Annotated in this window: 19 protein-coding genes, 4 pseudogenes and 2 riboswitches; of the genes and pseudogenes, 13 read left to right on the forward strand and 10 right to left on the reverse strand. The window is 58.6% G+C overall.

Going from position 1 to position 26,189, the window contains the following annotated elements:
* The first annotated feature begins 557 nt into the window (after positions 1-557).
* A riboswitch (glycine riboswitch) is annotated at positions 558-657 on the forward strand.
* 3 nt (positions 658-660) lie between these two features.
* Positions 661-748: riboswitch (glycine riboswitch) on the forward strand.
* 61 nt (positions 749-809) lie between these two features.
* The 9 genes from XH80_RS10305 (at position 810) to XH80_RS10345 (ending at position 11,029) form a co-directional block, all read left to right on the forward strand.
* Positions 810-2,057 (forward strand): D-amino acid dehydrogenase, encoded by a 1,248-nt coding sequence (locus tag XH80_RS10305; protein WP_271598496.1) that lies wholly within the window; start codon positions 810-812, stop codon positions 2,055-2,057.
* 698 nt (positions 2,058-2,755) lie between these two features.
* Positions 2,756-3,232 carry an Lrp/AsnC family transcriptional regulator gene (locus XH80_RS10310; protein ID WP_194389602.1) on the forward strand — a complete coding sequence of 159 codons (477 nt, stop codon included), beginning with the start codon at positions 2,756-2,758 and terminating at the stop codon, positions 3,230-3,232.
* A 794-nt stretch (positions 3,233-4,026) separates the two neighbouring features.
* A complete protein-coding gene (locus XH80_RS10315) occupies positions 4,027-5,706 on the forward strand; it encodes an MFS transporter (protein WP_271598497.1) in 1,680 nt (559 codons plus the stop codon).
* Between the two features lie 796 nt (positions 5,707-6,502).
* Positions 6,503-6,925 carry an IS66-like element accessory protein TnpA gene (gene tnpA, locus XH80_RS10320; protein WP_271598498.1) on the forward strand — a complete coding sequence of 141 codons (423 nt, stop codon included), beginning with the start codon at positions 6,503-6,505 and terminating at the stop codon, positions 6,923-6,925.
* Complete coding sequence (tnpB, locus tag XH80_RS10325) at positions 6,919-7,272, forward strand: IS66 family insertion sequence element accessory protein TnpB (protein WP_271598499.1); 354 nt, start codon at positions 6,919-6,921, stop codon at positions 7,270-7,272. The genes tnpA and tnpB overlap by 7 nt, the downstream gene beginning before the upstream one ends.
* 51 nt (positions 7,273-7,323) lie before the next feature.
* Positions 7,324-8,889, forward strand: a complete 1,566-nt coding sequence (gene tnpC / locus XH80_RS10330) for an IS66 family transposase (RefSeq protein ID WP_271598500.1) — start codon at positions 7,324-7,326, stop codon at positions 8,887-8,889.
* A gap of 59 nt (positions 8,890-8,948) precedes the next feature.
* The gene (locus XH80_RS10335; protein ID WP_271598516.1) at positions 8,949-9,308 is read left to right on the forward strand and encodes an IS1096 element passenger TnpR family protein; all 360 of its coding nucleotides are present in this window, start codon (positions 8,949-8,951) and stop codon (positions 9,306-9,308) included.
* Positions 9,266-9,589, forward strand: coding sequence for a plasmid pRiA4b ORF-3 family protein (locus XH80_RS10340; RefSeq protein WP_442869139.1), 324 nt, complete (start codon positions 9,266-9,268; stop codon positions 9,587-9,589). The genes XH80_RS10335 and XH80_RS10340 overlap by 43 nt, the downstream gene beginning before the upstream one ends.
* Positions 9,590-9,799: 210 nt before the next feature.
* Positions 9,800-11,029, forward strand: coding sequence for a diaminopropionate ammonia-lyase (locus XH80_RS10345; RefSeq protein ID WP_271598502.1), 1,230 nt, complete (start codon positions 9,800-9,802; stop codon positions 11,027-11,029).
* Between the two features lie 509 nt (positions 11,030-11,538).
* Here the strand turns inward: XH80_RS10345 and XH80_RS10350 are convergent.
* From XH80_RS10350 to XH80_RS43965, 4 genes and pseudogenes are all read right to left on the reverse strand, one after another.
* Positions 11,539-12,114 carry an MATE family efflux transporter gene (locus XH80_RS10350; RefSeq protein WP_271598503.1) on the reverse strand — a complete coding sequence of 192 codons (576 nt, stop codon included), beginning with the start codon at positions 12,112-12,114 and terminating at the stop codon, positions 11,539-11,541.
* Positions 12,115-12,347: 233 nt separating this feature from the next.
* On the reverse strand, positions 12,348-14,180 hold the full coding sequence (locus XH80_RS10355; protein WP_271598504.1) for an ABC transporter ATP-binding protein: 1,833 nt from the start codon (positions 14,178-14,180) through the stop codon (positions 12,348-12,350).
* Positions 14,181-14,720: 540 nt separating this feature from the next.
* A pseudogene (locus tag XH80_RS10360) lies at positions 14,721-15,862 on the reverse strand (TlpA disulfide reductase family protein).
* Positions 15,863-16,344: 482 nt separating this feature from the next.
* A pseudogene (locus XH80_RS43965) lies at positions 16,345-16,865 on the reverse strand (integrase core domain-containing protein); the annotation flags it as partial.
* A 558-nt stretch (positions 16,866-17,423) separates the two neighbouring features.
* On the opposite strand from XH80_RS43965, the pseudogene XH80_RS10370 reads away from it, so the two are divergent.
* Together XH80_RS10370 and XH80_RS10375 are read left to right on the forward strand one after the other, a co-directional pair.
* Positions 17,424-17,748: pseudogene (locus tag XH80_RS10370) on the forward strand (DUF736 domain-containing protein).
* Between the two features lie 391 nt (positions 17,749-18,139).
* Positions 18,140-18,343, forward strand: a pseudogene (locus XH80_RS10375) (IS481 family transposase); the annotation flags it as partial.
* Between the two features lie 421 nt (positions 18,344-18,764).
* On the opposite strand, the gene XH80_RS10380 reads toward XH80_RS10375, so the two are convergent.
* The 3 genes from XH80_RS10380 to XH80_RS10390 form a co-directional block, all read right to left on the reverse strand.
* Positions 18,765-19,085 (reverse strand): hypothetical protein, encoded by a 321-nt coding sequence (locus tag XH80_RS10380; protein ID WP_271598505.1) that lies wholly within the window; start codon positions 19,083-19,085, stop codon positions 18,765-18,767.
* A gap of 297 nt (positions 19,086-19,382) precedes the next feature.
* On the reverse strand, positions 19,383-19,742 hold the full coding sequence (locus XH80_RS10385) for a hypothetical protein (protein WP_271598506.1): 360 nt from the start codon (positions 19,740-19,742) through the stop codon (positions 19,383-19,385).
* A 429-nt stretch (positions 19,743-20,171) separates the two neighbouring features.
* Positions 20,172-20,375, reverse strand: a complete 204-nt coding sequence (locus tag XH80_RS10390; protein ID WP_271598507.1) for a hypothetical protein — start codon at positions 20,373-20,375, stop codon at positions 20,172-20,174.
* 1,323 nt (positions 20,376-21,698) lie between these two features.
* On the opposite strand from XH80_RS10390, the gene XH80_RS10395 reads away from it, so the two are divergent.
* The gene (locus tag XH80_RS10395; protein ID WP_271598508.1) at positions 21,699-21,980 is read left to right on the forward strand and encodes a helix-turn-helix domain-containing protein; all 282 of its coding nucleotides are present in this window, start codon (positions 21,699-21,701) and stop codon (positions 21,978-21,980) included.
* Positions 21,981-23,287: 1,307 nt separating this feature from the next.
* On the opposite strand, the gene XH80_RS10400 is transcribed toward XH80_RS10395, so the two are convergent.
* The 3 genes from XH80_RS10400 to XH80_RS10410 form a co-directional block, all read right to left on the reverse strand.
* Positions 23,288-23,827: a DUF2285 domain-containing protein gene (locus XH80_RS10400; protein WP_271598509.1), complete on the reverse strand. Its 540-nt coding sequence runs from the start codon at positions 23,825-23,827 to the stop codon at positions 23,288-23,290.
* A 46-nt stretch (positions 23,828-23,873) separates the two neighbouring features.
* Complete coding sequence (locus tag XH80_RS10405; protein ID WP_271598510.1) at positions 23,874-24,068, reverse strand: transcriptional regulator domain-containing protein; 195 nt, start codon at positions 24,066-24,068, stop codon at positions 23,874-23,876.
* Between the two features lie 163 nt (positions 24,069-24,231).
* A complete protein-coding gene (locus tag XH80_RS10410; RefSeq protein WP_271598511.1) occupies positions 24,232-24,504 on the reverse strand; it encodes a DNA -binding domain-containing protein in 273 nt (90 codons plus the stop codon).
* A 616-nt stretch (positions 24,505-25,120) separates the two neighbouring features.
* Between XH80_RS10410 and XH80_RS10415 the strand changes: the two genes are divergently transcribed.
* Complete coding sequence (locus XH80_RS10415) at positions 25,121-25,402, forward strand: helix-turn-helix domain-containing protein (RefSeq protein ID WP_271598512.1); 282 nt, start codon at positions 25,121-25,123, stop codon at positions 25,400-25,402.
* The last annotated feature ends 787 nt before the right edge of the window (positions 25,403-26,189 follow it).

A 26,189-nucleotide genomic window follows, 5' to 3' on the forward strand; every position in this document is an offset into this window, starting at 1 on the left:
AGTTCTGTCATGGGCTAGCCTGTTTGGCGCAGCAGCCAGCGGAAATCGCGGAAATTGAAAATCACGGCCGCGGATCGCGGGACCAGCAGCGAACTTAGGCCTGCGCGGCGAACAAGAGCGAATCCTGCCGCCATATGCCAGACACTTCGACACAAGTGGTGTGAAGAGCCCTTCATCGAACAGAGCGACCGCCTCAGGCGTGCAGGCCTCCATTTTGGCTCGACGTTGAAAGAGATGCATGCCAGGCACAGCTTTGTAGGGTCCTACACCACCGCATATTTATTAGAGCGTCGCCACGCAAACATTGTGCGTTCTTTTGGGAATCCCGCAGCATTTCTGCGCCAGCCGCCCATAGCTCGCTGGAAAGCACTGGCATCCAGCGAATGCAATCGTCAAAAAGCGAGATCAGCATAGTACTAGGCAGCAAACCACCTGCTAATCTGGGTGGGCAGCTAGGGCAAACATCGAGTTGTCGCTTACGCAGCCGATTTTTGGGTCAGACAATTCATCACGGCTTGACAGGTAGTGAGTACGTCTGAGAGTGTTATCGTGTCTGATGATGGTGTGCGGGAGAGCGCGATAAGCCTGCAAAGGCGTATCACCGCCGACGGAGCAACTCCCCAAGGAAACTCTCAGGCCCAGGACCGCACACTGAGGACGATCTGGAGAGAGGTGCCGGTCAGCACCCACCGAAGGGGACCGTGATCCACGAGGATTGCGGAGAAAGCTCTCAGGTGCACGGACAGATTTGGGGACGGAGACATGGCGAAGCCATTCACCGTTCGTTCAATCCTGTCCTGGAGCATACGATGAGCACGATCATCATAATCGGGTCCGGTATCACCGGAGTTACAACTGCCTATGCCCTAGCCCGCCGCGGCTATTCGGTCACAGTCTTTGATCGCCAACGCTATCCGGCGATGGACACTTCGTTTGCGAACGGCGGCCAATTATCGGCAAGTAATGCCGAGGTCTGGAATAACGTCGCAACGATCGTAAAAGGCCTGAGGTGGATGCTGCGCAAAGACGCACCATTGTTGCTGAACCCAAGCCCCAGTTTTCACAAATATACTTGGCTGGCAGAGTTCGTAAGCCAGATTCGAAACTACCGCCACAACACGATCGAAACGACGAAGCTAGCGATAGCTGCTCGCAAGCATCTTTTTGAGCTAGCCGATCGGGAGAGCATCGATTTCGACTTGGAACGGCGAGGAATTTTGCACGTTTATTCGAGCAAGCCCGACTTCGATGCGGCCTCTCGCGTGAATCAGTTGCTGCTCAAGGGTGGATTGGATCGCCGTCCGGTGACGCCTTCTGAAATGCTCGCAATAGAGCCGGCTCTGCGCGACTACTATTATGGTGGCTTCTTTACCCCGTCTGACTCAACCGGCGACATTCACAAATTCACGCGCGGCCTCGCTGCGGCTTGCGAGCGAGGGGGCGTACGCTTCGTCTTTGATGCAGAGATCTGCGGCATGCGGTCCGACCGAGACGGTGTGGTCGTACACTGGAAACGAGGTTCGTTGAAGGAAGAACTCAATGGCGAACGCGCAGTGGTTTGCGCGGGGGTCGGCAGCCGCCGCATTGCTTCAATGCTGGGGGACAACATAAACATTTATCCCGTCAAGGGGTACTCCATCACGGTAGAGCTGGGAGACGAAACGAGCCAAAAGGCTGCGCCTCGCGTCAGCCTGCTGGACGAGGCCACCAAGATCGTGACCAGCCGGTTAGGAGAAGATCGCTTCCGGGTCGCGGGGACCGCCGAGTTTAATGGCGAAAACCGCGACATCCGCTGGGACCGAATTCAGCCCCTGATACGGTGGGTAGAGCGATCGTTTCCGGATGTGTCCACCGCGCGGGTGGTGCCATGGGCGGGCTTGCGTCCAATGACACCTAGCATGATGCCGAGGGTCGGCCGAGGCAGACGCCCGAATGTTTTCTACAACACCGGCCATGGCCATCTCGGCTGGACATTATCCGCTGTCACAGCTGAAATGATCGCTGATGTCATTATGACAGACCGCAGCAACACTCGGCTGAGCGCATCCGTGCCCTGATCCTGTAGAGTGGGTCCTGCTATACTCCCGCCGATATCGGGGCGGGAGCATGTCGCTTGTGACAGCGCCGAAGCGGATTTGCACTCGCCTTCGAAGGGTGATGCGCCCCTCAGTGCCGGGCGACTTGGTTCCCGCAATTCCTTGTTTAGGTAAGACGGACCACTTGGCTCGTTGCTTCCGAAAGCCTCGGTACGACTCAGTTGTTGGAACTTTTCCCGAGTTGACGAGCCACAAGTGGGGCTGCATGAGCAATGTCATTTCTTAGCAAGGCTCACGCCGCACACCCAGTGAAGTGCCGCATTAAGGGCAGCTTGCCGGCTTTGCGCGGCTCGAATGAGGCGTACCAAAGCCGTTCCGCGCGCTCACCCCAGCGTAAAGCCGCCCGATTGAACGGCTCTTCATCTCAGACACAGGGATGCATTCGCCAAGCTCAACATCTTGTCCACGCGCAACCGCCGCGGAGCGACGCATCGCTGTTCGCCTAGCTGACGCTCATCTTCGTGAAGTCTGCATGGCGGACTGAGGGCCTTTCGAAGGGCATTTTGCAAGCCATGCAGCATATTTCTTGTAATTGCCGTTAGATCGACGATACTGATGTCATAAAGAGTGTTTTTCGACGAGATTTGACTGATGTGAGATGTTTTTCTGCGAAAGTACGCGATCTTTTGCAGAATTTCCTCTTTAGCCTGGAGCCTGTTATGAGGTACGACCGAATCGACGCTCACATCCTGGAAATCGTGCAAAAGAATAACCGTCTCACATCCGAGACGATTGGCGAACTGGCCGGGCTTTCCGCTACCGCCTGTCAACGCAGGCTAAAGAGGCTTCGCTCGGACGGCATTATCGAGGCGGACGTTTCGATCGTTTCGGCCAAGGCGGTCGGAAGACCTATTCAGATGCTCGTGCTGGTGACATTGGAGCGGGAGCGCTCGGACATAATCGACAGGTTCAAAAAGGCGATCAAATCATCTTCTGAAGTCGTCAATGGGTTTTACGTCACAGGCGATGCTGACTTTGTCCTATACATAACCGCACGCACCATGGACGACTATGAGCAGTTCACGCGGCGATTTTTCCGTGAGAACCCCGATATCAAGGGCTTCAAGACCATGGTGGTCATGGACCGGGTAAAAGCCGGATTTGCTATTCCAATTGAGGCTCCGTCCGAGGATTGAGTGCCTCACCAACCAGACCCCACCTACCTGCTCCATCACCAAGCCGGGCGAGGTGTCGCGGTACCCGTTATGGAACGAGCGCAGGTTTTTGCGCATTGGCGCGGCGCAACTTTCGACTGAGTGGCGTCACCTCCAGGCTATCAACACCATTCGCTCATCGTGGGCGCTTCGTGGCGCGAGCGAGCTGGATGATTCGGTCCGATGAATCTCACTAACGAGAGATGTCGGCTTGGCCAGCACGCCTCGCTGGCGCCCTTTTTCGTCGCGCAGCGCGAGTAAACGCTGCAAGTTTCCTTCGATTCTGTGCTCTAAGCGGCTACGCGCGATTAAGTATTCAGACCGCTTCAGAGTATGGCCTCACCTATATGCGTTCACATCGCTGCTGCCTTTGGGCAGACTTGAGAAGATCGGCTGCGCTTCAGTTGCGCGCCAAGGCGCGGCGGCTCGCCCGGCGGCGCCTGTCACGAGGAAATCAACTTTTTGAATCAATACAAGGCGCCGAAAGGATAAGGCCTCTGGCTCAGTTGAGTGGCATCTGGCCTTTGCCGGCGGCATCTCGCAGGGAGTGACTACGGAATGAGCCGTGTCGAGAAAGCGCGCACTTGCAGGGCAACAGCAAGGTTTACTCGTCAGGATCGGGATCGTGCGAGGCGGCCCCCTTGGCGTGAAGCTGACTATTTTGAGGTTTCTCTTACATCTAAGCAGCGCAAGTCGAATGACGCCGGACCACCCGTTTGCCACCAGCCCCTCTTCATCCTCATTCGTCGAACCATCCGGGGTAAGGCAGCAGCTAGATGACTCCTCTCAAGCCTCGAACAATTAGCACTGAAGGTATCACAGCGCCCTTCCGCCACCTCACCTTTCGGCGCATCTGGCTCGCGAGTCTGCTTACCAACCTGGGCGCACTGATCCGGAGCGTCGGCGCAGCGTGGGCAATGACACAGATGACAACGTCGGCGGATAAAGTTGCGCTCGTTCAGACCGCGCTTTTGCTACCGGTTATGCTGATTTCGATGCCCGCAGGCGCAATTGCGGATATGTATGACCGGCGGATCGTGATGCTTGTCGCGCTCGGCATGTCGCTAGCTGGTGCGACCGCGCTGACGGCACTTACCTGGCTAGGGATGGTCACGCCAGACTCCTTGCTGATCCTGTGTTTTGTAATCGGCAGCGGTGTGGCTCTGATGGATCCTGCCTGGCAATCCTCAGTTAGCGAGCAAGTACCCGCGGAAGCACTTCCCGCTGCGGTCGCGCTGAACAGTATCAGCTACAACATCGCGCGCAGCGTGGGACCGGCGATCGGCGGCATGGTGGTTGCGGCAGCCGGCGCAGTCGCTTCGTTTGCCCTAAATGCATTGCTATATCTGCCATTGCTTGTTGCACTGTTCTTGTGGAAGCGAATTTCCGAACCGTCATATCTTCCGCCCGAAAAGCTAAGCCGCGCCATCGTTTCGGGGCTCCGCTACATCGCTAACTCGCCCTCGATCAAAATCGTGCTGATTCGTTCCATGATCACCGGCGTGATCGGAGGTGCCATCATCGCGCTAATGCCGCTGGTCGCCCGTGATCTCCTTGGAGGCGGTGCTCAGATCTACGGGATAGCTCTCAGCGCGTTCGGACTTGGCGCGGTAATTGGAGCGCTCTATGTACCCGAAGTACGAAAGCGGCTGAGCGGTGAAGCAGCAATTCGCGCCTGCGCACTGTCAATGAGTGGGGCGCTTCTGGCAGTGGCGTTGAGCCACGAGCTGGTTCTCACATCGGCCGCACTTGTCCTTGCCGGGGCCGTGTGGATGATCTCCTGGGCTCTCTTCAACATTGGCGTGCAGCTGTCGGCGCCGCGCTGGGTGGCAGGACGCTCCCTCGCAGCCTACCAAGCAGCAAGCTCGGGAGGCATTGCTGTCGGTAGCTGGGGCTGGGGTCATTTGACCGATGCCGCCGGTGTCGACACGGCGCTTTTGATATCATCAGGGCTGATGTTAATTTCTCCACTATTGGGGCTTTGGCTGCGTATGCCTCGCATAAACCTGCAAAGCGAAGATGCTGAGGCGCTCGCGCATCCTGAGGTTAGGCTCGCGCTAACCCACCGCAGTGGACCGGTTGTGATCGAAATCGAATACCGCGTGGCACAAGAGAATGCGCGGGCCTTTCATAATATCATGCAAGATGTGCAGCTGTTCCGAAAGCGGAATGGTGCGTATGGTTGGTCGATTGCTCGCGATATCGCTGATCCTGAACTGTGGACAGAACGCTACCATTGCCCCACGTGGCTTGATTATCTGCGTCAACGCAATCGCTCGACGCATTCAGAACGCGCGCTAGATCGTCAAGCAGCGTCCTTTCACGTGGGTCCGGAGCCCGTGCGTATCCGGCGCATGCTAGAGCGTCCGTTTGGCTCCGTTCGGTGGAAGGACGATGTACCCGACCATACCGCCAGCGAGGCATTGCTCGGTGACTATAACCGGAATCGAACGTAGTGACTGTCAAGAATCGCCCAGCTTGATGTCGCAGACGCAGTATCGCGCAGGCTCTCCGACAGCAGAAACGGAGCGCAAGCACTGGACCGAGAGCGGTTCCGATGACGGCACCTGCTGCAGGTACCTTGTTTGCGTCGAGGCTGCTCGTCGGCACGCCGGGTGTACTCAGCCGCGCCCCGCTTGGCCGACCCAACATATGGAGCAGGTCGCTTGTGGCAAACGAACTTCCGCTTCGTCACAAGGTGTTGGAGGATAGGAGCAAACGGAGGGCGGATATCAAACCCGATCTACTAGATTGAGTATCGCGTAAATCCTTCTTTGCGGCTTTCGGCCCACCCACCCTGGATTTATGACACTTAAGCATCGAATTCAGCTCAGTGCCTGTTTTGACGCGATCCATCGTCATGAAGCTTTGAGACGCCTAAATATTCCTATTCCCGAAGAGTAGCCTGTAGAGGCTTCGCTGAAGGTGCACTTCGTTTGGTCGTGCATGTGTGCAAGCTCCCAGTCCATCTCGACTTCGGCAAACAAGTGATCTTCCGCCTTCACGCTGGCTGAATCAACTATCGCGCTATATTTCGGACGATCGTTCCAGTTTCCTCAATTTACTTGATGCGCCGCTGAACGGCCAACGCCGGAGCCGACAGATTCGACTAGTTCCGGCTGAGGTTCTCCTGCTACAGGAAGTCGAGAATTGTCAGATCAAACGTAAGCGTAGCGCCGAGGCCCTTTGGATTGTTTGTGCGGAGTCTTGAGACCACCGCTAGAAGAGTCATCTTCTGGAAGGGTGCTCATAATGGACGACCATTCTGACGACATAAGACGACCGTTGTCACCACGTATCGAAGTGTATGCTGGTGCAGGTCGCAAGCGCTGGCCGGACGATTTGAAGGCGCAGATTGCCGCCGAAAGCCTCGAGCCGGGTGCGGTTGTCACGGATGTCGCCCGTCGTCATGGCTGCCGGCCCCAGCAGGTGCATGACTGGCGGCGCCGTGCGCGGTTGGGCCAGTTGGTGTTGCCGGCGTCGGCGGACACGCTGTCGTTCGTGCCGGTGGTATCGGAATCCGCGTTGCCGGCGACCGTAGAACCCTCCGGGTCGCCGGAAGCCGCCGTTGTGACGGTCGAGTTCCAAGGGGCGCGCGTAGAGGTGCGCGGGACGCCTGGCCTTGCTGTGCTGAGTGATGTGTTCCTAGCGCTCCGACGGACACGTTCATGCTGACAATGCCCGCGAGCCTCATGATTTACGTGGCGACGCAACCTGTGGACTTCAGGAAGGGTGCGGAGGGCTTGGCGCTGTTGGCGAAAGAGACGCTGGGCCATGACCCGATGAAGGGCGTAGCGGTGGTCTTCCGTGCGAAGCGCCCCGATCGAGTGAAGATTGTCGTCTGGGATGGCACCGGCCTTGCGATGTACTGGAAGCGGCTCGATGGCAGCGGCTTCAAATGGCCACCCATCGTAGCCGGCGTGATGCGGATGAATGCCGCCCAGTTGTCAGCGCTTCTGGCCGGCATGGATTGGACACGCATGCACGCGCCTCGAATCCCGCAGCCGAAAGCGCTTGCGTAAAAATACAAATCTTCGCTGCATCACGGCGCGAAGCATGGCAAGCTCGGGCCAATGAGTGATTTGCCCAATGAGCTGCCAAGCGATCCAGCCGAGTTGCGTGTCTTTGCCGCGGCTCTGCTGGATCGCTGCGCCAGGCTCGAGCGGTTGCTCAAGCTTGCAAAGGATGCGCAGTTTGGCCGGTCCTCGGAAAAGCTGGACGCTGATCAGCTACAGCTTGTTCTGGAGGACATCGAAGAGGCCGTCGCAGCTCTCGAAGCAGCCGAGGATCGCGCCAATCTCGGAATTTGCGAGAAGAGAACTGCCGCACGCCGGGCCAATCGTGGTCAGCTCCCGGAGCATTTGCCACGCATCGTCGAAACCCTAATGCCGGCTGAGAGCTGTTGTCCGTGTTGTAAGGGCGATCTCTTTGAGATCGGTCACGATGAGAGCCAGAGGCTCGACGTCGTTCCGGCGCACTATCGCGTCATCGTCACTCGCCGGCCCAAGCTCGCCTGCCGCGCCTGTCATGGCGTCGTCCTCCAGCACGCTGCTCCCGAGCGACTGATCAGGGGTGGATTGCCCACCGAGCGGCTGGTCGCTCATGTGATCGACGCGAAGTATCATTGGCATCTGCCGCTTTACCGCCAGGCGCAGATGCTGGCGACGCACGGTATCGGCATCGACCGTTCCACGCTCGCCTTCTGGGTTGGCTATGCCGCCCAGGAATTGAAGCCCTTGTGGCATCGGCTGCGCCAGCTTCTGCTCGCCTCCTCGAAGCTCTGTGTCGATGAGACGCCGGCGCCTGTGTTGGATCCGGGTCGCGGCAGGACGAAAACCGGCTACTTCTGGGCGCTATCGCGCGATGACAGGCCCTGGGCCGGGCCTGATCCGCCTGGGGTGGTCTATGCCTATGCACCGGGCCGCGGCGCCGTTCATGGCTTGCGGCTGCTTGAGGGCTATCGCGGCATCATCCACTGCGATGGCTATCAGGCCTACAAGACCATGACCCGAGAGACGCGTGCGGACGCCCTGTCCGGGACGCTCGCCTTCTGCTGGTCGCATCTGCGGCGGCAGTTTGTGAAGATCGAGCGCGAGGCGGCTCCGGCGCCAGCTCCGGTTGCCCGCGAGGCTCTTGAGCGCATCGCCCAGCTTTACGCGGTCGAGAAAGCGCTCCGCGGCCGATCGGATGCGGAGCGCCGTGCTGGCAGGCAGGTGCATGCCAGACCTCTGGCTACAGCCTTGAAGCAGTGGTTTGAGGCCAAGCTTGATCACCTTGCACAGAAGAGCGACACGGCAAAGGCCTTGCGTTACGCGCTGCGTCATTGGGACGGCCTGACGCTCTACCTTGATGACGGTCGCATCGAGATGGATACCAACGCGGTCGAGCGTGCGATGCGGCCGATCAAGCTTAACGCCAAGAACTCCCTTTTTGCCGGCTGCGACGAGGGTGCCGAGAGTTGGGCTGTACTAGCTTCGTTAATCGAGACCTGTAAGCTCAATAGCGTCAGCGCCGAGCATTGGTTCTCCGATGTCCTCGCGAAGCTCGTTAATGGCTGGCCTGCGGCGCGACTGGACGAACTGCTTCCCTGGGCATCGACCTACACGATGCATGCGCTCGATCCGAGACTGGCAGCATGAGCCTTAACACGACCGCCGTCCGGATCAGGGTAACCCTCAAGGACGTGAAACCGGAGGTGATGCGGTGTCTTGTCGTACCCATCACCCTGCGCCTTGATCGGCTGCATCTGACGCTTCAGGCGGCGTTTGGCTGGACGAATAGCCATCTCTTCGAGTTCCTGGCCGGCGACGGTCGTTGGGGTATCCCTGATCCCGATGGAGATTTTGACCCTCAGCCCATCGATGCCCGCAAGACGCGGCTCTCCAATATCGTTCAGGGGGGGGGGGGGGGGGGGGGGGGGGGGGGGGGGGGGGGGGGGGGGGGGGGGGGGGGGGGGGGGGGGGGGGGGGGGGGGGGGGGGGGGGGGGGGGGGGGGGGGGGGGGGGGGGGGGGGGTATCCATTATCTCTACGACTTCGGCGACAGCTGGGATCACGTGATCAAGATTGAAAAGTGGTTCGACAACACGACAACGGAGGGACTTCCCCTCTTGCTCGACGCCGCCGGCCGTTGTCCTCCGGAAGATGTCGGCGGTGCGTCAGGCTATGCCGAATACCTCGACGCCATCAGCGACCCCACCCATCCGGAGCACGAACAAATGCGCCTCTGGGGCCCCGAGCAGTTCGATCCCAACGTCGTCGACCGGAAGGCGCTCGAGGCCGCCGTCAATGCATTGTCGGAAATATGGAAGCCTCGGCGACGCACCACGCGCTCAAAATAGCCGTCAAGCGCCGTTCAAAAGGGCCGCAGAGCTACGCTTACGATCAAACGATCAGGTTCGCCAGTGTTCCGCTGAGTCTTCCTGGCGGTCCTACCCCTGTTTCGAGCCGCAGCGATCCACTCTTGCATAAGTGGCCGCAGAATGCATGGATGTTATTGTCGTAAATGATTTTTCTGATAAGCGTCAGCAGAGACGCAAGAGAGTCGGACCATGTTGCTTCTCAACCGGCACACCGATTACCGCGCGCCACTGGAAGCTTCGGATGCCAAGATGCTCAGTGTCGAAGGAGCGCGCGGAGTAGAGCGCTTCCTTTCGCATCGAGACGATTACAAGGCAACGCCGCTCGTCTCGCTGCCGGGCCTTGCTCGTGAGATCGGCGTTGCCTCGATCCACCTGAAGGACGAAGGCCATCGGCTCGGACTTGGTAGCTTCAAAGGTTTGGGTGGTGCCTATGCCGTAATCCGCCTTGTGCTGGAGGAAGCAGGTCGGAGGCTCGGCCGGGTTCTTGACGTGTCCGAGCTCCAATTGCCCGAAGTGAATGCCGTAGCGCGGGGGATGACGGTATCGTGCGCCACCGATGGCAATCACGGCCGATCAGTCGCGCATGGTGCCCAGCTGGCTGGCGCGAAGTGCGTCATATTCGTTCACTCGGGCGTCAGCGACGAGCGGATCGCGGCTATCGCTCGCTTTGGCGCGCGGACGATCCGCGTCAGCGGCAACTATGATGACTCCGTCGCCGAAGCGTCCCGAGTTGCCGCAGATAAGGGGTGGATCACGGTATCTGACACGTCCTGGCCGGGCTACGAGCGTATTCCGGGCATAGTGATGCAGGGATACACGGCTCTCGTGAGCGAAGCGCTGCGTCAGTTATCCGAGCCTCCGACCCACGTGTTCGTTCAAGCCGGCGTGGGTGGGGTCGCTGCTGCAATTGCAGGACATTTCTGGGTTCTGGCAGGTGCCAACAGGCCATTCTTCACCGTTGTCGAGCCTTCGCGCGCGGCGTGCCTGCTTGAAAGCGCTCGAGCTGGCCATCCCGTCAAGGTGAAGCATGGGGCGTCAACAGTGATGGCGATGCTTGAATGCTACGATCCGTCCCTCGTCGCATGGCGCATCCTTTCGCGCGCTGCCGATGCCTTCATGATGGTCGACGACGAGGACGCCATCAGCGTAATGAAGCTCTTGGCAAACCCTGTGGATGGCGATCCCGCTGTCGTTGCTGGGGAAAGTGGCGGCGCAGGTCTGGCAGGACTGCTGAAAGTTGCCTCCAACCAGACATCGCGGTCCATGACCGGACTTGGACAGAATGCACGGGTCTTCCTGATCAACACCGAAGGCGCGACTGATCCTCGTCTGTATGAAGAACTTGTTGGTGTAACGCCGGCGCAAGTGACTGGGAGAAGTATTGTACCGACTTGGGACGAGAAGACGTCGGTGGCGTGAGCCTCCGGGGCGCAATTCAGGCCCCGGACCGGCTTCGCCGCGATCAAGGCGGCCTGCTCTTTCGTCTCGAATTCGCAGCCCGCAGCCTGCTCCTTTAAACCTGTTCAAGGTCTTCCGAAGATGTCGGCCAGGAGAAGACTATCCTACCGGACCACGATGCACCGCATTCATTCCCGCAAGAGCGGCGTGTTCGTCCGGCCACCGTGCCCGGCCTCTTGGGAACGAGCGCTCGGCGCTCTGATTGTGCAGGTAGGCGAGGCCGTGCCTGGAGAGTGATAGGCGCAGTGCCCATCGAACTCCTATGCTGAACAATGTTTCGACGATCCGGCGCACTCGACGGGACTCCATGCTTAATCATCCATGTAACTAGCCAACCTCGTTCCCTCCTCCGAGGGGAATGACTTCGGCAACTAGCTCGGAACGGATGACGGCTGGCTGCCCGCGAGGAATGCATCATTGCCCTGATGATGCCTAATCACGTCAAGGAACCCCTCTCGATTCCTGGCTGACTATGCCGGTCCACCTTGCCTGAGCTCGACGAACTGGCGCAAGATGACGAACAGCGCAATCATTCCAGCGCCCAGCTCAGCGATGGCTTGGCTGGCTAAAACTCCACTGAAGCCTGATATGAGAGGGAATAGAAGTACCGCCGGTATGAAAAGATACCCCTGCCCAGCGAAAGACACCACCGCACTAAGGCGGGCTCTCCCCTGTGACTGAAGCATTGTCGTCACGAAACTCTGAATACCGTAAAGCCCAAAAAACAGGTGAAAGACGATGCAGCTCGAGACGGCAATTTCGGTAACCTTGTCGCTATCGCTAAATAACTTGACCAAAGGCCAGACAAAAAGCATGACGGCTGCGGAATACGCAAAGGAAAGTGCAACGGTGATAGAGAGCATAGACTTCGCAACCTTCATTACACGAGCAAAGTCGCGCACGCCCCAACCGAACCCCAGGACGGCTTGAGAGCCGATACAGAATCCGGTGATAGGCGGCGCACCGATTGTCAAGATTCTTACAGCTATTCCCACCGTCGCGATGAAATCGTCACCGAACCGCGCAGCAGCTCGGTACGAGAACATACCGGCAAGCGCGGCGTGCGCCGTGCCTCCGTGATCCCGCTGCCGTCGCCGCGGACCTCGCTTAAGCCGAACGGCCGGCCCGGCTCAACCATATCTGCGAACCACCTCCAGAAGACCTCTTCATCCCCCTTTGCATCAACGCTCACGCGCGCCTCCGTCACCGGATTGCAAAAGGGATGTGGGACTATCAGGCCATGCTCATGTCCCTCCAGTACGGCCAAATAGCACCAGGCCTACGGAGACGGGGCCAGCGATGTTTTAGGCTGGCCTTCCGCCGAGAGCGGACCGAACTCGATGGCCTGCTGCTCGAACAAACTGCGATAGATGCCGCCGGGTTGCACGATCAGTTCCGGATGCGCGCCCCGCTCGACGATCTCGCCGCGATCGAACACCAGGATGCAGTCGAGGCCGCGCACCGTCGACAGGCGGTGCGCGATTACGATCGAGGTGCGGTCCTTCATCAGCCGTTCCATCGCCTCTTGGATCAGCGCTTCCGATTCCGAATCCAGGCTCGACGTCGCCTCGTCCAGGATCAATACTGGCGCATCGGCAAGGAACGCGCGCGCCAGCGCAACGCGCTGCCGCTCGCCGCCTGACAGATTTACGCCGCGCTCACCCACCAGCGTGCCGTAGCCCTTCGGCGATCGAATGATGAAGTCATGCGCATTGGCGAGCCTCGCCGCCTGTTTGACCGCCGCCATGCTGGCGCCGGGTCGGCCATAGGCGATGTTTTCAGCCAGTGAGCGGTGAAACAGGATCGGTTCCTGCTCCACGATCGCGATCTGGCTGCGCAACGATTGTTGCGTGGCCAGCGCGATGTCCTGCCCGTCGATCAGGATCCGGCCGCCGGAGACGTCGTAGAACCGCTGAAGCAGCTTGACGAACGTGGTCTTGCCGGAGCCGGAGCGCCCGACCAGACCGATCCGCTCGCCGGCGCCGATGTTGATCGACAATCCGTCGTAGAGCGGCACGCGATCGCCGTCATAGAGGAAGGTGACGTCCTCGAACGTGATCCTCCCCCCGTGAATGTCGATCGGCTTGGCGTCGGGGGCATCGACAATGCCGATCGGCTCGCCATAGATGGTAACCAGTTCTTCCATGTCGTTTACCGAGCGCTGCAAATTGTTGATGTGCATCCCGACATCACGCAAATAGGCGTGGATGATGTAATAGCTTGTCAACACATAGGTGACGTCGCCCGGAGAGGCGCGCCCCGCTATCCACAGCAGGATAGCGCCGCCGATCACCGAAGCACGAAAGCACAAGAGCATCACCAGCTGCACCGCGCTCGTGCCGTTGGACCGCAGCCAGGTGCGCTGCACCCGCGCCCGCCAGCGTCTGACGACACCGTCAAGCCGCGCATCCTCACGCGCCTCAGCACCGAAGGATTTCACCACAGTATTGCAAGTGAGCGCGTCCGCTAGCGTGCCGCTGACTTTGCTGTCCCAGGCGTTGGAGACGCGCGCCGCCGGCGCGATGTAGCCGATCGTGAATGCCGTCGTGATGGCGACATAAATCACTGCGCCGAGGCCGATCACGGCGCCGAGCTCGGGCCAATGCAGGCCGAGCAGGATCGTCGAGCCCACGAGCACCGCGAGCGACGGCAACAATGCCATTAGGATCGTATAGTTAAGCAGGTCGAGCGCCCACATGCCGCGGGTGATCTTGCGCACGGTCGAGCCGGCGAACGAGTTAGCGTGCCAGTCGGTTGAGAAGCGCTGCACGCGCATGAAGGCCCCACGGGCCACATCCGACATGGTCTTCAGCGTGAACGGCACGATCGCCTGCAAGCCCGTAAGCCGCAATATGATCGAGAGCAGACCAAGCGCGAGGGTACCAGCGAACGCAATCAGTGCCGCATGTCGTGCCGCTTCGTCGGAGGGGACCGACGTCAATGCATCCACCAGACGGCCGGAATAAACCGGCATGAACAGGTCGGTAACCGTCGCCCCTAAAAATCCGACGAGGATAATCGTAGCACGGACTGGCTGCTTCAGCCAATGCTCCAACGCAAACGGCAGAACCAAGCCGATTGCGGCGGGTCGTTTGTCATCTCGACTGGTCATGGCGCTATGGGTTTGTGGCACACGCGGTCTAAAACACGTTCGATTCAGATCCGACGTGCCCAATGCTTGGCGCGCCGTCCGAGGAATGCGATAAATGCACGGGGTCTGGGGGCTGCGGCCGAACTCTTCTACCCATTACGCTCTCTCTTCGCGTAAGCGCTTAGCTGAAGCGCCTCACGCTTTGCGAGCTCCTCGGGCTGAGAGCATCGATCTTAGACATCCGCCGGCCTTGCCCGATCCGAGCTTGTGTGAGCCAAGTAGGCGGATACGTAGCTCCGGCCTCGGCCATGGCTGTACGCAAAGGTGCATTTGATGAAGGAAGTGTTCAGCATATGACCGCCGGAGACTTTGCGTTATGGAATCTCGGCGCGACTTCACCTGGAAGATCACCTCCACATCGATGCGGATGGAGGTCATAGCAATCCGAACTTCCAAGTGCCACAAACGATCCACCGCCGTGCCCGCTGATCGTTAACTGCCAAAGGCCCATCCGACAAATGGCCGAATTGACCAGCGAGGTGCTCAGATCATAACCCTTTTTCACCTTCTCTCCTCCGGCGCTTGCGCTTTGGTACTTTGCGAGACTCCGGGTTGCGGAGTCGCACAAACAGACCCATAGCAAGCCTTCTGACCCTTATAGTTTGCCAGCGTTTGGACCAATTCCGACACAACCTGCTGTTTCAGATTGTCCGGAATATGTGCGGCGCCATCCAGCGACTTCAGCGTCACCTCGATCAACTCGATCGCACGATCCTTGTTGCCGCTCTCGTAATAGTACTGAGCGACCGTCGGATAGGACACGAACTTAGGGGCCTCGCCGGGTTGAGGGGGATTTATTGCCAGAATGTGTTCGGATAACTCATTGCCCATCGCAAAGCGCTCGGCCTGCGGCAAATGAGAGTTGTCATTGGCCGGATCAAAGAGTTGGCGCATCGCCTCAGCCATCCACAGCGCGGATTTTTTGTTGGTCGCGTCACGAACCAATTGGCGCATCACCGGCAGGCCGGCCTGCAAGTCGCGCAATCTGTGAAGCAACAGATCCGCCTGGAGTACGCGGAAGTTCACGTCATCCGGCAGAACAGCGACGGCTTCTTCGACCACCGAAAGCGCCTTCGCCCAATCCTGCCCCTTCAGCGCCGGCGTCAGTTTGGCAAAGATCGGCATTGTGCGTTCGCCCTTGGCGATCCGCTCTGCATCGGCGGCTTTCGCTTCATCGCTGATGCGCCAGCTGCCGGTCAGAATCTTCGGCAAAACCTCTTCGAGTTGCGTCGGGGAACCGATAAAGGCGATGTGGCCGTCACGGTCGACGACGAACGAGGTGGGAATCCCGACGGAAAAGCTAGAATCCATCCAAAGCTTGTCCATTTCGCGTGTGTAGTCGATCCCGACCCGATAGTTTAGATTCGACAACTTTCCGGTCAACCATGCGTCCAACTTGCTTCGGCCTCTTCCGCGGTTTCAGCACGCTCACGAGCTGCTATTCCGAGGACCTCAACTCCGCTATCCCTGTATTTCTCTTGCAGCTGTACCAGATCGGACAGCGCCGCCACACACGGTGCGCACCAAGTTGCCCAAAATTCGACGATGTACACTTTCCCGGGCTGGAAGCTCGTGAGGGGCTGACCACGGAGCCAGTTCTCCACTTTGATCGGGGGAGCCGGAGATTCTAAACCCAGCGCCATGTTACTCTCCGAAGTTATTGTCAGAGGCCGCGCGACGTTTTGTGCTAGCTGATCTCCGATCGCGACCGCGACCGAGAGGGGTTGTGCCTTGGTGTAGACGGGCTGCCTAGCGAGATCCGTAGCCAATGTCTGTGTCGCCGCGCTAAGCGCGACGACACACAAAGTCACAAGGAACAAGCTCGTCCTCTGACAAGCGCGCCACATCGTTTCAAGGAAAGAGAGCATCGCTCGACTCGCGTCTGGGTGCGCTAAGCACTTTCAGTACTTCACCTTAGTAGCAACGTCCGTGCCAGCACCGTCTGCGCGCATTAAGTGCCTAATTGCGCATAAATAGCTCCATGGCACTTCACGCGACCAGTGTTTCGAACCCGACGGGCTTTGTACCGCTGTCGGAATTTGAACAAGAATTGCGCCCTTCGCGTCGCCAGAAAACTGATTTGAAGTTTTGAGCCGCCGAAGGGAAACTTGGTAATCCCTGTCCCCTAAATGTTTAGTCCCGGCATCTCCTGGAGCGGAATTGAGGGTGAATCGTTCTGGCTTTTTTATCTACGCACTGCAGATGAACTCGAACGGTGTGAGGCCTTTGTGAGTTTTGAGTCGCTTGGCGAAGTTGTAGGCGTTAACGAAGTCTGAGAGGTGGCTGCGGAGCTCGGCGCGAGCCTCATAGTGGAAACGCTTGACCGTGGCGATCCTTGATCGTTCGGTTCATGCGCTCGACCTAACCGTTGGTCCGGAGATGTTTGGGCTAGGTGAGGCGATGTTCGATATCGTTACGGCGCAGGCCGCGACAAAGGCAAGCGCCCAGAAGAGCTCCTTCCGCTCGATTTTCTCCTTGATGTTAGCCGCGGTCCAACTGTCGTCGGCCGGATCGGTGAAGTGAGTGCCCCCGTGAGGACGGTGTGAACCTTGTAAGGCACGACCTTGATGAGATTCTGCAAGACTCGACGGCGACGCGCCTGATGGCTTTCTCGTGCAACTCTGTGTAGGCGAACTTCAGTGCTCGCGATTCTTGTCTTTGAGCTACACTCAGAGCGGCCCAAGCGTCGAGGCTCGACCGATTATCGCAGAGCGGCAGTTTCGTGCCAGTCCTTGGGCGGCGTCGATCAAATAGCGACGGATCAGAGATACGGCCAGCAACTCTCGTCAACGGAGGCGTCCAGCCGGTCAGCGATCGCGGAGGTGGAGATCCGTTTACTGCAATAGGAGAGCTCATCACCATTGGATTCGGTTGCGCCAACTCTTTCAGTGGACTCGCAGATCGCCACGTTCTCCATGATGTCAGCTCCGTTCGGACCGAGCGCGCCAAACGGCCTCTTCGATGGATTGATCTGACCGAAGGACGGCTAACGCCTCGACCGCCTATGGCGCAACGGCGCCGATCGGCTTTCTTCCCCTGCCGGCTATGCCGTCATTCCTCGCGAAACAAGAAATTCGCCTGGCTGCCAACCTCCGCCGACGCTTCGGCCCCTTCGGGGTGCGCCGTCGATCGCCTCCGGTCTGTCGATCACCATGGAGGCTGCAAGGTGCGGGCTCGGAAAACTTCAGATCAAGGAGAACCACCATGGCGACCATCAGCACCTCAAGAGGACCGGCAACAACGATTTCAACGGCGAAATTGTCACCCTCTCGCTGCAGGCGAGGAACGTCCGCATCGTCCCCGAAACCAGCCCCTCGGGCGACAACGCCCCGAGCCACCGGATCTATGTCGGCCGAGTTAAGATCGGGACCGCCTAGTCCGAGCGCTCCAACGAGGCCGCGACTATCTCGGCCTCAAGCCCGACGACCCAAGCTTCACCGCACCGATCTTCGCGAGCCTCTTCGCCGATGAAGAGGGCGAGGGCTTCAGCTTGATCTGGTCTCGTCCTAACCGTCGGAACGACGACTGAGCCAAACCGCAAGCCTCGCCCGGCGGGCCCGGGGCGGGGCATCGCTAAGCACAAGAGCTGGCCCGCAGAGCTCGGTGAGTCGGTGCGGATCGATTCCGATCAGCGACGGCGAACCTGACCGGCCTTGATCGGCCGTCTTTGATTGGTCTCCAATACGGTTTCGACAATGTCCTCCCAGTCGGGGCAAATTGCGACCAACTGAATCAGCACGGTGGGATCGCGCGATCTGCCCGAGCGCCTGACCGCGCCATCGGTCGTTGAAGCTAATGCTCATCAACCCCAAACATTCGACCAACGAACTGTCAGGTTGAAAGTGTTCCAAGATTGCCGTCACTATGCCGGTTCATTGTTGAAGTGGACGCCAATGCTCAGCGGCGGGTTCAGTCTCCGTCGGCTCACCAAGATCAAGCATCCCTCGACCAATGGCCAGGTCGAACGCATGAACCGCACGATCAAGGAAGCGACCGTCCAACGCTATCATCATGACCGGAACGATGAGCTCGAAGCACACGTTGCTGACTTAATCAACGCTAAATTCGCTCGGCGGCCCAAGACCCCGAAGGGTCTCACGCCTTACGAGTATGTCTGCAAATGCTGAACTTCAGGGCCAGAACGATTCAAACTCAATCCGCTGCAGCAAATATCGGGACCAAAAAGTCGTGCAATGCGGATTCTCGGACTAGTAGGACCGGTAGCTGCTGGGGGTAAGGCCTGCCTCAGCGCCTTCGCCGAACACAGGCCCTTCGGAGCGTGACCGCAGTCCGACATCATAAGGAGCGTGCTTTTCCCGGATAAGGACTAGCCGCTCCAAATCTCGTCCCGCGGCACGTGATGCATGGGTTGCACGTTGCCGAAATAATTTCTAGAGACCGCGAGATAATCTTCTTTGAAAGGGAGGACTTTGAACCGCCACGCCTGAAAAGCAAAGCTACCGACGATCAGCTCAACAGGGTTGTTGCTCTCGTTAAACCGCTCGATAGGGAAGCAGCCTCGATACCCGGGTTGGATCATCGTGCTCAGGTGGATTCCCAATCTGGGTAGCTGCTGCGTGTCAGAACGTCCGCGTGAACGTCGGCAGGCAGGCCAACATATTTCGGTGTCGTGGTCAGCGCGAGCTGACTGGGATACAGGACAAAGATGTCACCGAGTTCACGACGCGTTATGAGCTGCTTGAGTTGCGTTTCCATCGCTTCGCGTCGGGCGCGGCATATCCCTTTTTCATTTGCCGCAAACATCTCCAGTGCAACTTGAGCGTCGGCGCCCTTGTCCCGATCGCCAGATTTTACCGCCCAAGCGGTCCGAATTTGGCGCTCGCCGCTCTCAGCTGGCCTACCCATCGTTTAACACTGCTAGCCGACCTCCATAGAGCATCATCCGCGCCGTCAATTTCAGGTTTCTGATACCGGAACGGGAGCACGCCTTGCGGTTTGCTCGCTGACTTTGCCGGAGTCCGGCCCCTCGACAGGTCATCGGGGCTGGATGGGATTCGACCTTTGTGGGCTGGTGGAAACTTGAGACCATTGGCGTTGAGCCAACACTTTTGCTCGCCAGCCAAACCGGCGACCTGTGGTGGCCTCGATGGGACTGCGCTCCGGTCGTATGGAAGGCGGTCGTTGTCACGACGCCTTATTGCTTCAGCGGGAGCTGGACAGCTTGACCGCGGTAAGGCCCAGCATCACGCTGCCCGTGATTCCGAAATGGAGGCGATAGAGCCACCAGATTGCGCAGCACCGGTCGAGATCGGACAGTGCGCGCGCTCGCTTCATTGCTGCAGCCGCCCGCGCTATCGGCTTCATGCCACGTCTTATCTGAAAACATGGACGCCTTGGAGCCAGCGCTCTCCATTTGGAGAATTTTCGGTCGGTGACGGCCCGCTGTCGCACGCGCGCATCGGCAAAAGACAACAGATTGGGAGCTGGATTCATGTTTGCAATAGCATTTTTTTGCGCGTTTCGAAGCTGGAGAAGCTGCCATGAGAGCACGTTTATGTGCATCCGACCTGTCCGTAACCTTACGATGTACCGTTTCGCAACTGCCAGATCTGGGCGCGACAACTTGCCCGACAAGTACGCATCGACATGCGACAGCTGGCCGGCCCATGCTGCGCCAATGAAAAGGCCGGCCCCATGGCGTTGGCTGCCATCGGAAAACGGCTTGGGCTCTGACGATGCGAGCCCAGAGCCACGCTATGTCGGCTTCGACGCACGGATCGCAGGTGGTCGACATCCTGAGCTTCGTTCGCTCCGTGGTCAGTCTCGCTCTTCGTGACGGGCCTATTGTGAGCACGCATTGATGCTCCGCGACAATTCACCGCGGTGGCAAGCGCCTCAACGACGTGCATGCCTCACCCGAACAACCTAAGTAGCCCACCACCGAACCGGATGTACACGCGATCGGGCAAGGTACGGCAAAGCTGTCCGCGCCTAACACTGGTCCGGGACGGCCGGCAGCGCGTTACGCAGCCTGGTGTGGCCGTCACGAAGATTGATGACAATGAATACCGATCCGTTGCGCACCACCCACTTTCCGAAATCGATGCCTTCAGCGGAACAGATTAGCGTGTTGCGCGCATATTCATGGTCTACGATTGTTTTGTTCGCCATGATCTCGTTCAGCGACATCTTCAATTGCCGCGCCTATGCTGCAGAGAAAGTCCTTGTGCCAGGCTCTGGAGCGATCGTTCCATTTTTGATTTGCGGGGATAGTCGCTGATGAGGCGGTTCAGCGGCGTCAGTAAGCATCGTCAGCAAGCGGCGCAAGAGCTACTTTCGTTTGTGCATTGCCGTACCGGCTTCGTCAGCTTGTGGAAAGCTAGCTGAGTACAAACCCACTAGGGTTAGCGACGCATTGACAGACCGCGCCTTACCAGAATGGAACAGCACCGAGTCACGTTCCTGCTAACCTCAATCTGCAGCGCAGGCGCAGCAGGGACAGCGCCGATCCAGTCCCAATCGACTGGCGCCTGGTCGCTCCCGCGCTGCTTCCAGTGGCGGAGACGCGATTGCTGCTGTCAGCACTGTCACGCTCTTTCCGGCATGGACACCCGGTCGGCTTGTGCCGAGGGGGCCGACGATATTAAGGTTTGCGGTGCGGGTGGTCCTTCAAGCGATCGCTTCCATGCCTCCGGTCTTACCCCGCCAATATTTTCAGCTCTCTCATGAGCGGCAGCGTATGAGCTTTTTTCATGTAGCGGAGCGGTTTAGGAAGCCGCGCATCTCCATTTTCTTCACAAGGCAGCGGCCCCACTTAGAAAGTAGCAAACGATCCGACCAATTCAGCTAGGTGATTGGCGCTCGTTCTGGGCCTGGAAATTGGCAGCGCTCTAGAAGGAGGTGACGTGTCAGTGTTGATACCCGATGGGAAAGGCTAACACTAAAGTTAGCGACGTCGCGGAGACAGCGCTTTCCAGAGACTGAGCGCCGAGACACGGCGCCGCTAACCTTTGACGTCGCTGGCCCGGTAAGGACCGCCTCGTCTTTGAAGGTTTGCCCCCAGTCCAGGTAAGTGCCTTGCGTACCTCTCAACGATACCAGTTGGTAGCACCATGTGGGGCTTGCCTCTCACGAGAGCAAACGGGGGCAGGTTTCGTTGACAACAAATGCTTTCGGCATTTGCCAGTAGCTGCGCTTTCAGCGGGTTCACTGCGCGGGCGCGCCGAGCTACTACCCTTGTTGCGGGCTAGCAGGATCAGCATCGGATTGCATCCCATGGCGGCAATCGCGTCCGGGCTGCGGCCCCTCTTCTGCAACAACTCTTTCCTGACGCCCTCGCCGCGTTTCGCGGCGCATAGGTGGGTAACGATGGAAGTCTCTCAGCCCTAGTCCCGTCCGGCGAACAGCGATTTGATGACACGTAGCGAATAGTCCGACGAACAACTTCCAATTTTTGTGATGCTTTTATGTCGGTTATAGCCAGTGGTTTGATGACCAGCGAAATGGCTGCCTTCGCGCATGAGAGCTCGTGCGCTTGTGGCTTACAATGTGCGCCGGATCCGCGTCGAGCGCGGCATTCCGCAAGAGCAATTGGCCTACGATGCAGGTGTTGATCGATCCTATCTGAGCGGACTGGAGCGCCAACAGGCGAACCCGACAATCGATCTTCTCGATCGGCTCGCCGAGACGCTTGGGGTTGCTGTCTCCGAGCTGTTTGTTCGGCCATCCAAGGGTGCGCCGCCACCTGCGACCTTACCTAAAGGTCGCAAGCCGAAGCCGGCATCCCGCAAGAAGACATAGCCTCCCGTTACGGCACCGAGTTGTTGACGCAGATCGTTGTGCGGTACCAGACCAATATCAGTGGCTCTCCTTGTGCGCAGCCGCCCCTTATACGCGGCAATCCGCCTACGGACGTCGAAAAATGTGATGGATATTCATTCTGGCGCCGAAGCACACAGTGGGGACTTAAGATGTTGAAGTTCCTTGCCATCCGGCCTTTTGTGACCGTCGCACGCGAAGGCAGCGTCACGCGCGGCCGCTACTTCGGGAGCAGCAGGAAGCTCGGTTCAGCCGCTATTTGTCGGTACTGCGGGACGACCTGGGTGCTGAACTGATCAAGCGGCGTGGACGGCACAGCGATTTAACCGAGTTCGGGAGGCTATTCGCAAGTGAAGTGTCTGATCCGCTCGAAACGGTCGCCTTCAATGCGACGACGTGCGGGTGCAGGAACCAAGCGGATTGTCTCCCGAACGTCACGATCGACCTTTGCTTCCTCATCTCCGATTCCAAATCTGCAGGCGTTCTCCTCTGAAGTGGGCGACGTGATCATGGACGTCGTGAGCTCGCTTTCGGCGCCGACATGTTCGGATGGTTTGATATTGTGATTACCAGCGATCTTTCCGTCATCGAGCCCGCCGACAGTTGGGAGATCTAGAATGGAGAGCTGGTGTGCGTGGGCCCGTCATCTTGTCGCAGGCAGAGAGCTCTCGGTTGTTCGGCCAACGCCGATGCTGAACATCACATCTCGCCCCGACATCCTGCGCAGCTGAGGGCCATCAATCTGTCCACAAGTGACCTACGAGCGCGCCCGCTGTACGATCACAACTATCTCGCTCTGCCGGCACTCCTGGCAGGGAAATGCCTTCTTTGTCGCACCGGAAATCATCGTCACGATCTGGTGCGAGGGTGCGCTTTGCAGATCGTACCCGCTGGCGCGCTCAAAGTGGCATGCAGTATCAGGCCTACGCGATGCATCGCAGCGAGCATGCCCAATCGCTCGTTCTCTTTGCTGGTGGGTCGCCCGCGTTTGCGAGAAAGCGGTGCTAGCGCAGCCTGCCTGAAATGGCTTTCCGGAGGTCTCAATCGGTCTTACCAGACTTCCTTGTGCCGCCTCAATTCAAGTCACGAGCACTCAACAACCTGAGGGGTGATCCGACAAACCGGTCAGATTCTTCCAGCGAAGATAATGTCTCTGGTGCAGGGAGCCCGACGACAGAGGACGGAGTGATAGATCGAAACGCAGATACCTTATTCTACAGCCGATCGAGCGAGGCCAGAAGAAGAATTCCTGCACAGAACAGCGACAATGCCTTTTCTCACGCCTCAGCTCATGAACTGTCATTCCTGCTGATGCCTTTGTCGAACCATGCTCGGCAGCGAAGGCGCATGAGTCGCCGCCCGAGCTTAACAAGTCGAATGGTTCGGCTGCGCAGATCGTCGGTCTTCCAGCCGCGCTCGGCGATACGATGACTTCCAAACAGACCTTGCGCGATTTGGCGATAGCTATTTCCTTGCTGCCATCCATCCACTGCGCGCAGCGCAAGGATCAGCCGACGCTGCTTCAAAGCAGGCAAAGCAAGAGGGGGCATTCCGAGCGGCCGATGCTCGAGGGCGAGCCAAAGTCGCCGCGCGGCCCCCAAGCGAAGCTCGAAATTGGCGTCGAGCGGCAGATCAACGACGACAGCAGATCCATTCGTCGGATGCTCGCACAGCCAAAGGCGATGGCACGTGCCCCCAAGCGGCACGACCGCATGCCATCCATCCGGCGCACGACGAAGCTCGCTGCCTGGCAGATTCTCGAAATCGAGCTGGTAGCTTTTGGGCGCAAGGTAGTTGGCCGACCGCACAGCCAGCACGGTCGACAGCACCTCGGGTGCCCAGAACACAGCTTGCTTGTCGAAGGTCTTTTGCGGGTCAGCAGGAAAACGAGAGCCCCCACTTGCGTCGGAACTGGCCCGCCGCTGCGCTTGAACGTTCGCGGCGAGATAACCGCTTATAGTCCTCCTGGTAGTCGCGATCCCGGCGCAGCCACTCCCATGCCAGGTCAGCAGCGTCTGCTTTCTCGAGGCCGCTGTACGCTTTCTCAGATCTCCAGTCAGTATCCGACATCGCACCTTTCCCGTAAAATGTTCAAACGGGACCAATTGCATCCAATGATTGTGGCGCTTTCCGGCCGCTTGCGCACCGGGCACGCGTCACGCATGCACTTAATCGATGGAATGATCAACTTTTGCGATCTCAGGAATTCCGGCGATTCCGATATCTGCGCTCTTCATTGTTTTGGCCAACCGCCACGTAGCAGATCGCGATAACCGTGGCCCGCAAGCCACTTGGCCCGAGCCAGATGACTTTCGAACGTGCGTCGCGTGCGATCCGGTTCAACGGTCGGGTCGAGCCCAAGCACAATGCGCGCGATTTCGCGCCAATCTGCCTTGTCAGCGTCCGCATCAAGAAGCCGCATGTAGGCGACAGCGTGCTCCTTGTCATATGACGTGAGCTCGTTCACGCTGGGCGCCAATTCTGCGATCTTCGGTTCGGCTGCCACTGCTTGGAACTCCTACGCAGCTGAAAACTCTATCGAAATCAGAGCCACGATAACTAACCTGAGTTCGTTTTGGTACCTATCCAATCGTCGCACGCCATCTCCCTTTCGGACCAAGACGGCAATCGCAGATCGGCTCACAATGACCTAGTGGCTCCATCCCCGCGCCCGTCCTCATCGCAGTCCATACTCGAAGTGGCTGCAGATTTGCCGTGTAACTAGGTTGTCCGTCTGTTCCCGGCGGGAGGACATGGTGGCCCGTGGTGATCGGCCCGCTCGCACTCGTGAAAGACAATGGCCAGAACCAGTCGACTGGAGAATATTCATTTCCCTTTCGCGCCCGAGTTGAACGTTCATCCTACCCAGTCGGCGTGCCGGGAAAACGCATCAGGTACCTCCGAGCGCGATTTCCTCCTCTGCCGCTAGCGGCATGCTATTGGCACGCGAGAACGCTCGCGATGGTCAACGGGAAGACGCACGCGTTACAGGCGTCTGCATCTCACCGTTGCCTGATTTCTCAAAGCAATTGGGTAGGCAACGACTGCTTGGACGAGAGCTTATCGTAATAGTCTGGCTATAACCAGTGGTTTGATAATCATCAGAATGGCTGCCTTTGCGCATGAACGCTCGTGCGCTTGTGGCTTGGAATGTGCGCCGGATCCGCGTAGAGCGCGGCATTCCGCAGGAGCAATTGGCTTATGATGCCGGCATCGACCGTTCTTATATGGGGCGCATTGAGCAGAAGAAGGAAAACCCAACTGTTGATCTCCTGGACCGTATCGCCGCAACATTGGGTATTCACTTGTCCGAATTGTTCGCTGAGCCGGCCAAGGGTGCAATGCCCCCAAAGCCGATGTCCCGAGGACGCAAGCCGGTCCGCCTTCGCCGGAACAGGACTTAATTGTCGAGCAGCCATGTTTCAGATAACGAGGTCAGCAGGCGAGCTGGAGCCGCCCACGTGCTCCCTTCAATCGACGGCCGCCGATTTCGATCTCCTGCTGCAGATGATGTCGCGCCAGTCCGCTTAGTGAACCCCGGAGCCGGCCGAGCATCTTCGAAATGAATCCTTGTGCCGCCCGCGTAAACCTAGGGACAGTAGCTTGAGCCTGAGGTTTTTGAAGAGTCTGTTTGCAGTTGTGGTCGGCTTGTCTGGTGTGATTCGGGTGATGGTAGTCCCAACACCGGAGACTTCTGGAAGCGCATGGGAGGATTTACCCCGCTGGTGCGCGTAGGATGGCGTGGCGCGCTTGCCGAAACGCAATTGTAACGCTGCTGGAAAGGCCAAACTGGCAGCTTACTACGACACGGTAAAACACTGGCACGAACGCGCCGGGATAGGTTCTGCCGGCCCTGCGCGATGTGCATCAAAGTCTTCGGACGCGTGTCCGGATGGTGCCGAACGTGTTCTGAATTAGGTGTGAGCGCCCCCCCGGCCCCGGACTACTTCGAGACGATGGAGGCGACGACACTACGGGGGGCCAACGGGCCAACGGCTGCATGGGATCATCAAAAAGTAGCGGCATCGGTTTGGCCCGCGAGCACAGACGATGTCGTAAGATGAAATGCTGTTGGACTTGGAAGAAGTCGAGCAGGTAGCAGCTGCGTTAGTCGGTCTTGGGAAAAGAAAGCCGGCTTCCGCTCGACATTGCAGAGCGGGACTTGAGTCTTGGGTCACCAGGCGCCTTACG

The sequence above is a fragment of the Bradyrhizobium sp. CCBAU 45384 genome, assembly GCF_028128665.1.
Taxonomy (GTDB): Bacteria; Pseudomonadota; Alphaproteobacteria; order Rhizobiales; family Xanthobacteraceae; genus Bradyrhizobium; species Bradyrhizobium manausense.

Excerpts from the sequence above, each read along its gene's own strand:
- XH80_RS10335 (WP_271598516.1), top strand. The coding sequence starts at position 8,949 with ATGCGGTGTCTTGTCGTACCCATCACCCTGCGCCTTGATCGGCTGCAT.
- XH80_RS10395 (WP_271598508.1), top strand. The coding sequence starts at position 21,699 with ATGAGAGCTCGTGCGCTTGTGGCTTACAATGTGCGCCGGATCCGCGTC.
- XH80_RS10305 (WP_271598496.1), top strand. The coding sequence starts at position 810 with ATGAGCACGATCATCATAATCGGGTCCGGTATCACCGGAGTTACAACT.
- XH80_RS10380 (WP_271598505.1), bottom strand. The coding sequence starts at position 19,085 with ATGGGTAGGCCAGCTGAGAGCGGCGAGCGCCAAATTCGGACCGCTTGG.
- XH80_RS10385 (WP_271598506.1), bottom strand. The coding sequence starts at position 19,742 with ATGCACATAAACGTGCTCTCATGGCAGCTTCTCCAGCTTCGAAACGCG.
- XH80_RS10415 (WP_271598512.1), top strand. The coding sequence starts at position 25,121 with ATGAACGCTCGTGCGCTTGTGGCTTGGAATGTGCGCCGGATCCGCGTA.
- XH80_RS10350 (WP_271598503.1), bottom strand. The coding sequence starts at position 12,114 with ATGTTCTCGTACCGAGCTGCTGCGCGGTTCGGTGACGATTTCATCGCG.
- XH80_RS10355 (WP_271598504.1), bottom strand. The coding sequence starts at position 14,180 with ATGACCAGTCGAGATGACAAACGACCCGCCGCAATCGGCTTGGTTCTG.
- tnpC (WP_271598500.1), top strand. The coding sequence starts at position 7,324 with ATGAGTGATTTGCCCAATGAGCTGCCAAGCGATCCAGCCGAGTTGCGT.
- XH80_RS10345 (WP_271598502.1), top strand. The coding sequence starts at position 9,800 with ATGTTGCTTCTCAACCGGCACACCGATTACCGCGCGCCACTGGAAGCT.
- tnpA (WP_271598498.1), top strand. The coding sequence starts at position 6,503 with ATGGACGACCATTCTGACGACATAAGACGACCGTTGTCACCACGTATC.
- XH80_RS10310 (WP_194389602.1), top strand. The coding sequence starts at position 2,756 with ATGAGGTACGACCGAATCGACGCTCACATCCTGGAAATCGTGCAAAAG.
- tnpB (WP_271598499.1), top strand. The coding sequence starts at position 6,919 with ATGCTGACAATGCCCGCGAGCCTCATGATTTACGTGGCGACGCAACCT.
- XH80_RS10405 (WP_271598510.1), bottom strand. The coding sequence starts at position 24,068 with ATGTCGGATACTGACTGGAGATCTGAGAAAGCGTACAGCGGCCTCGAG.
- XH80_RS10315 (WP_271598497.1), top strand. The coding sequence starts at position 4,027 with ATGACTCCTCTCAAGCCTCGAACAATTAGCACTGAAGGTATCACAGCG.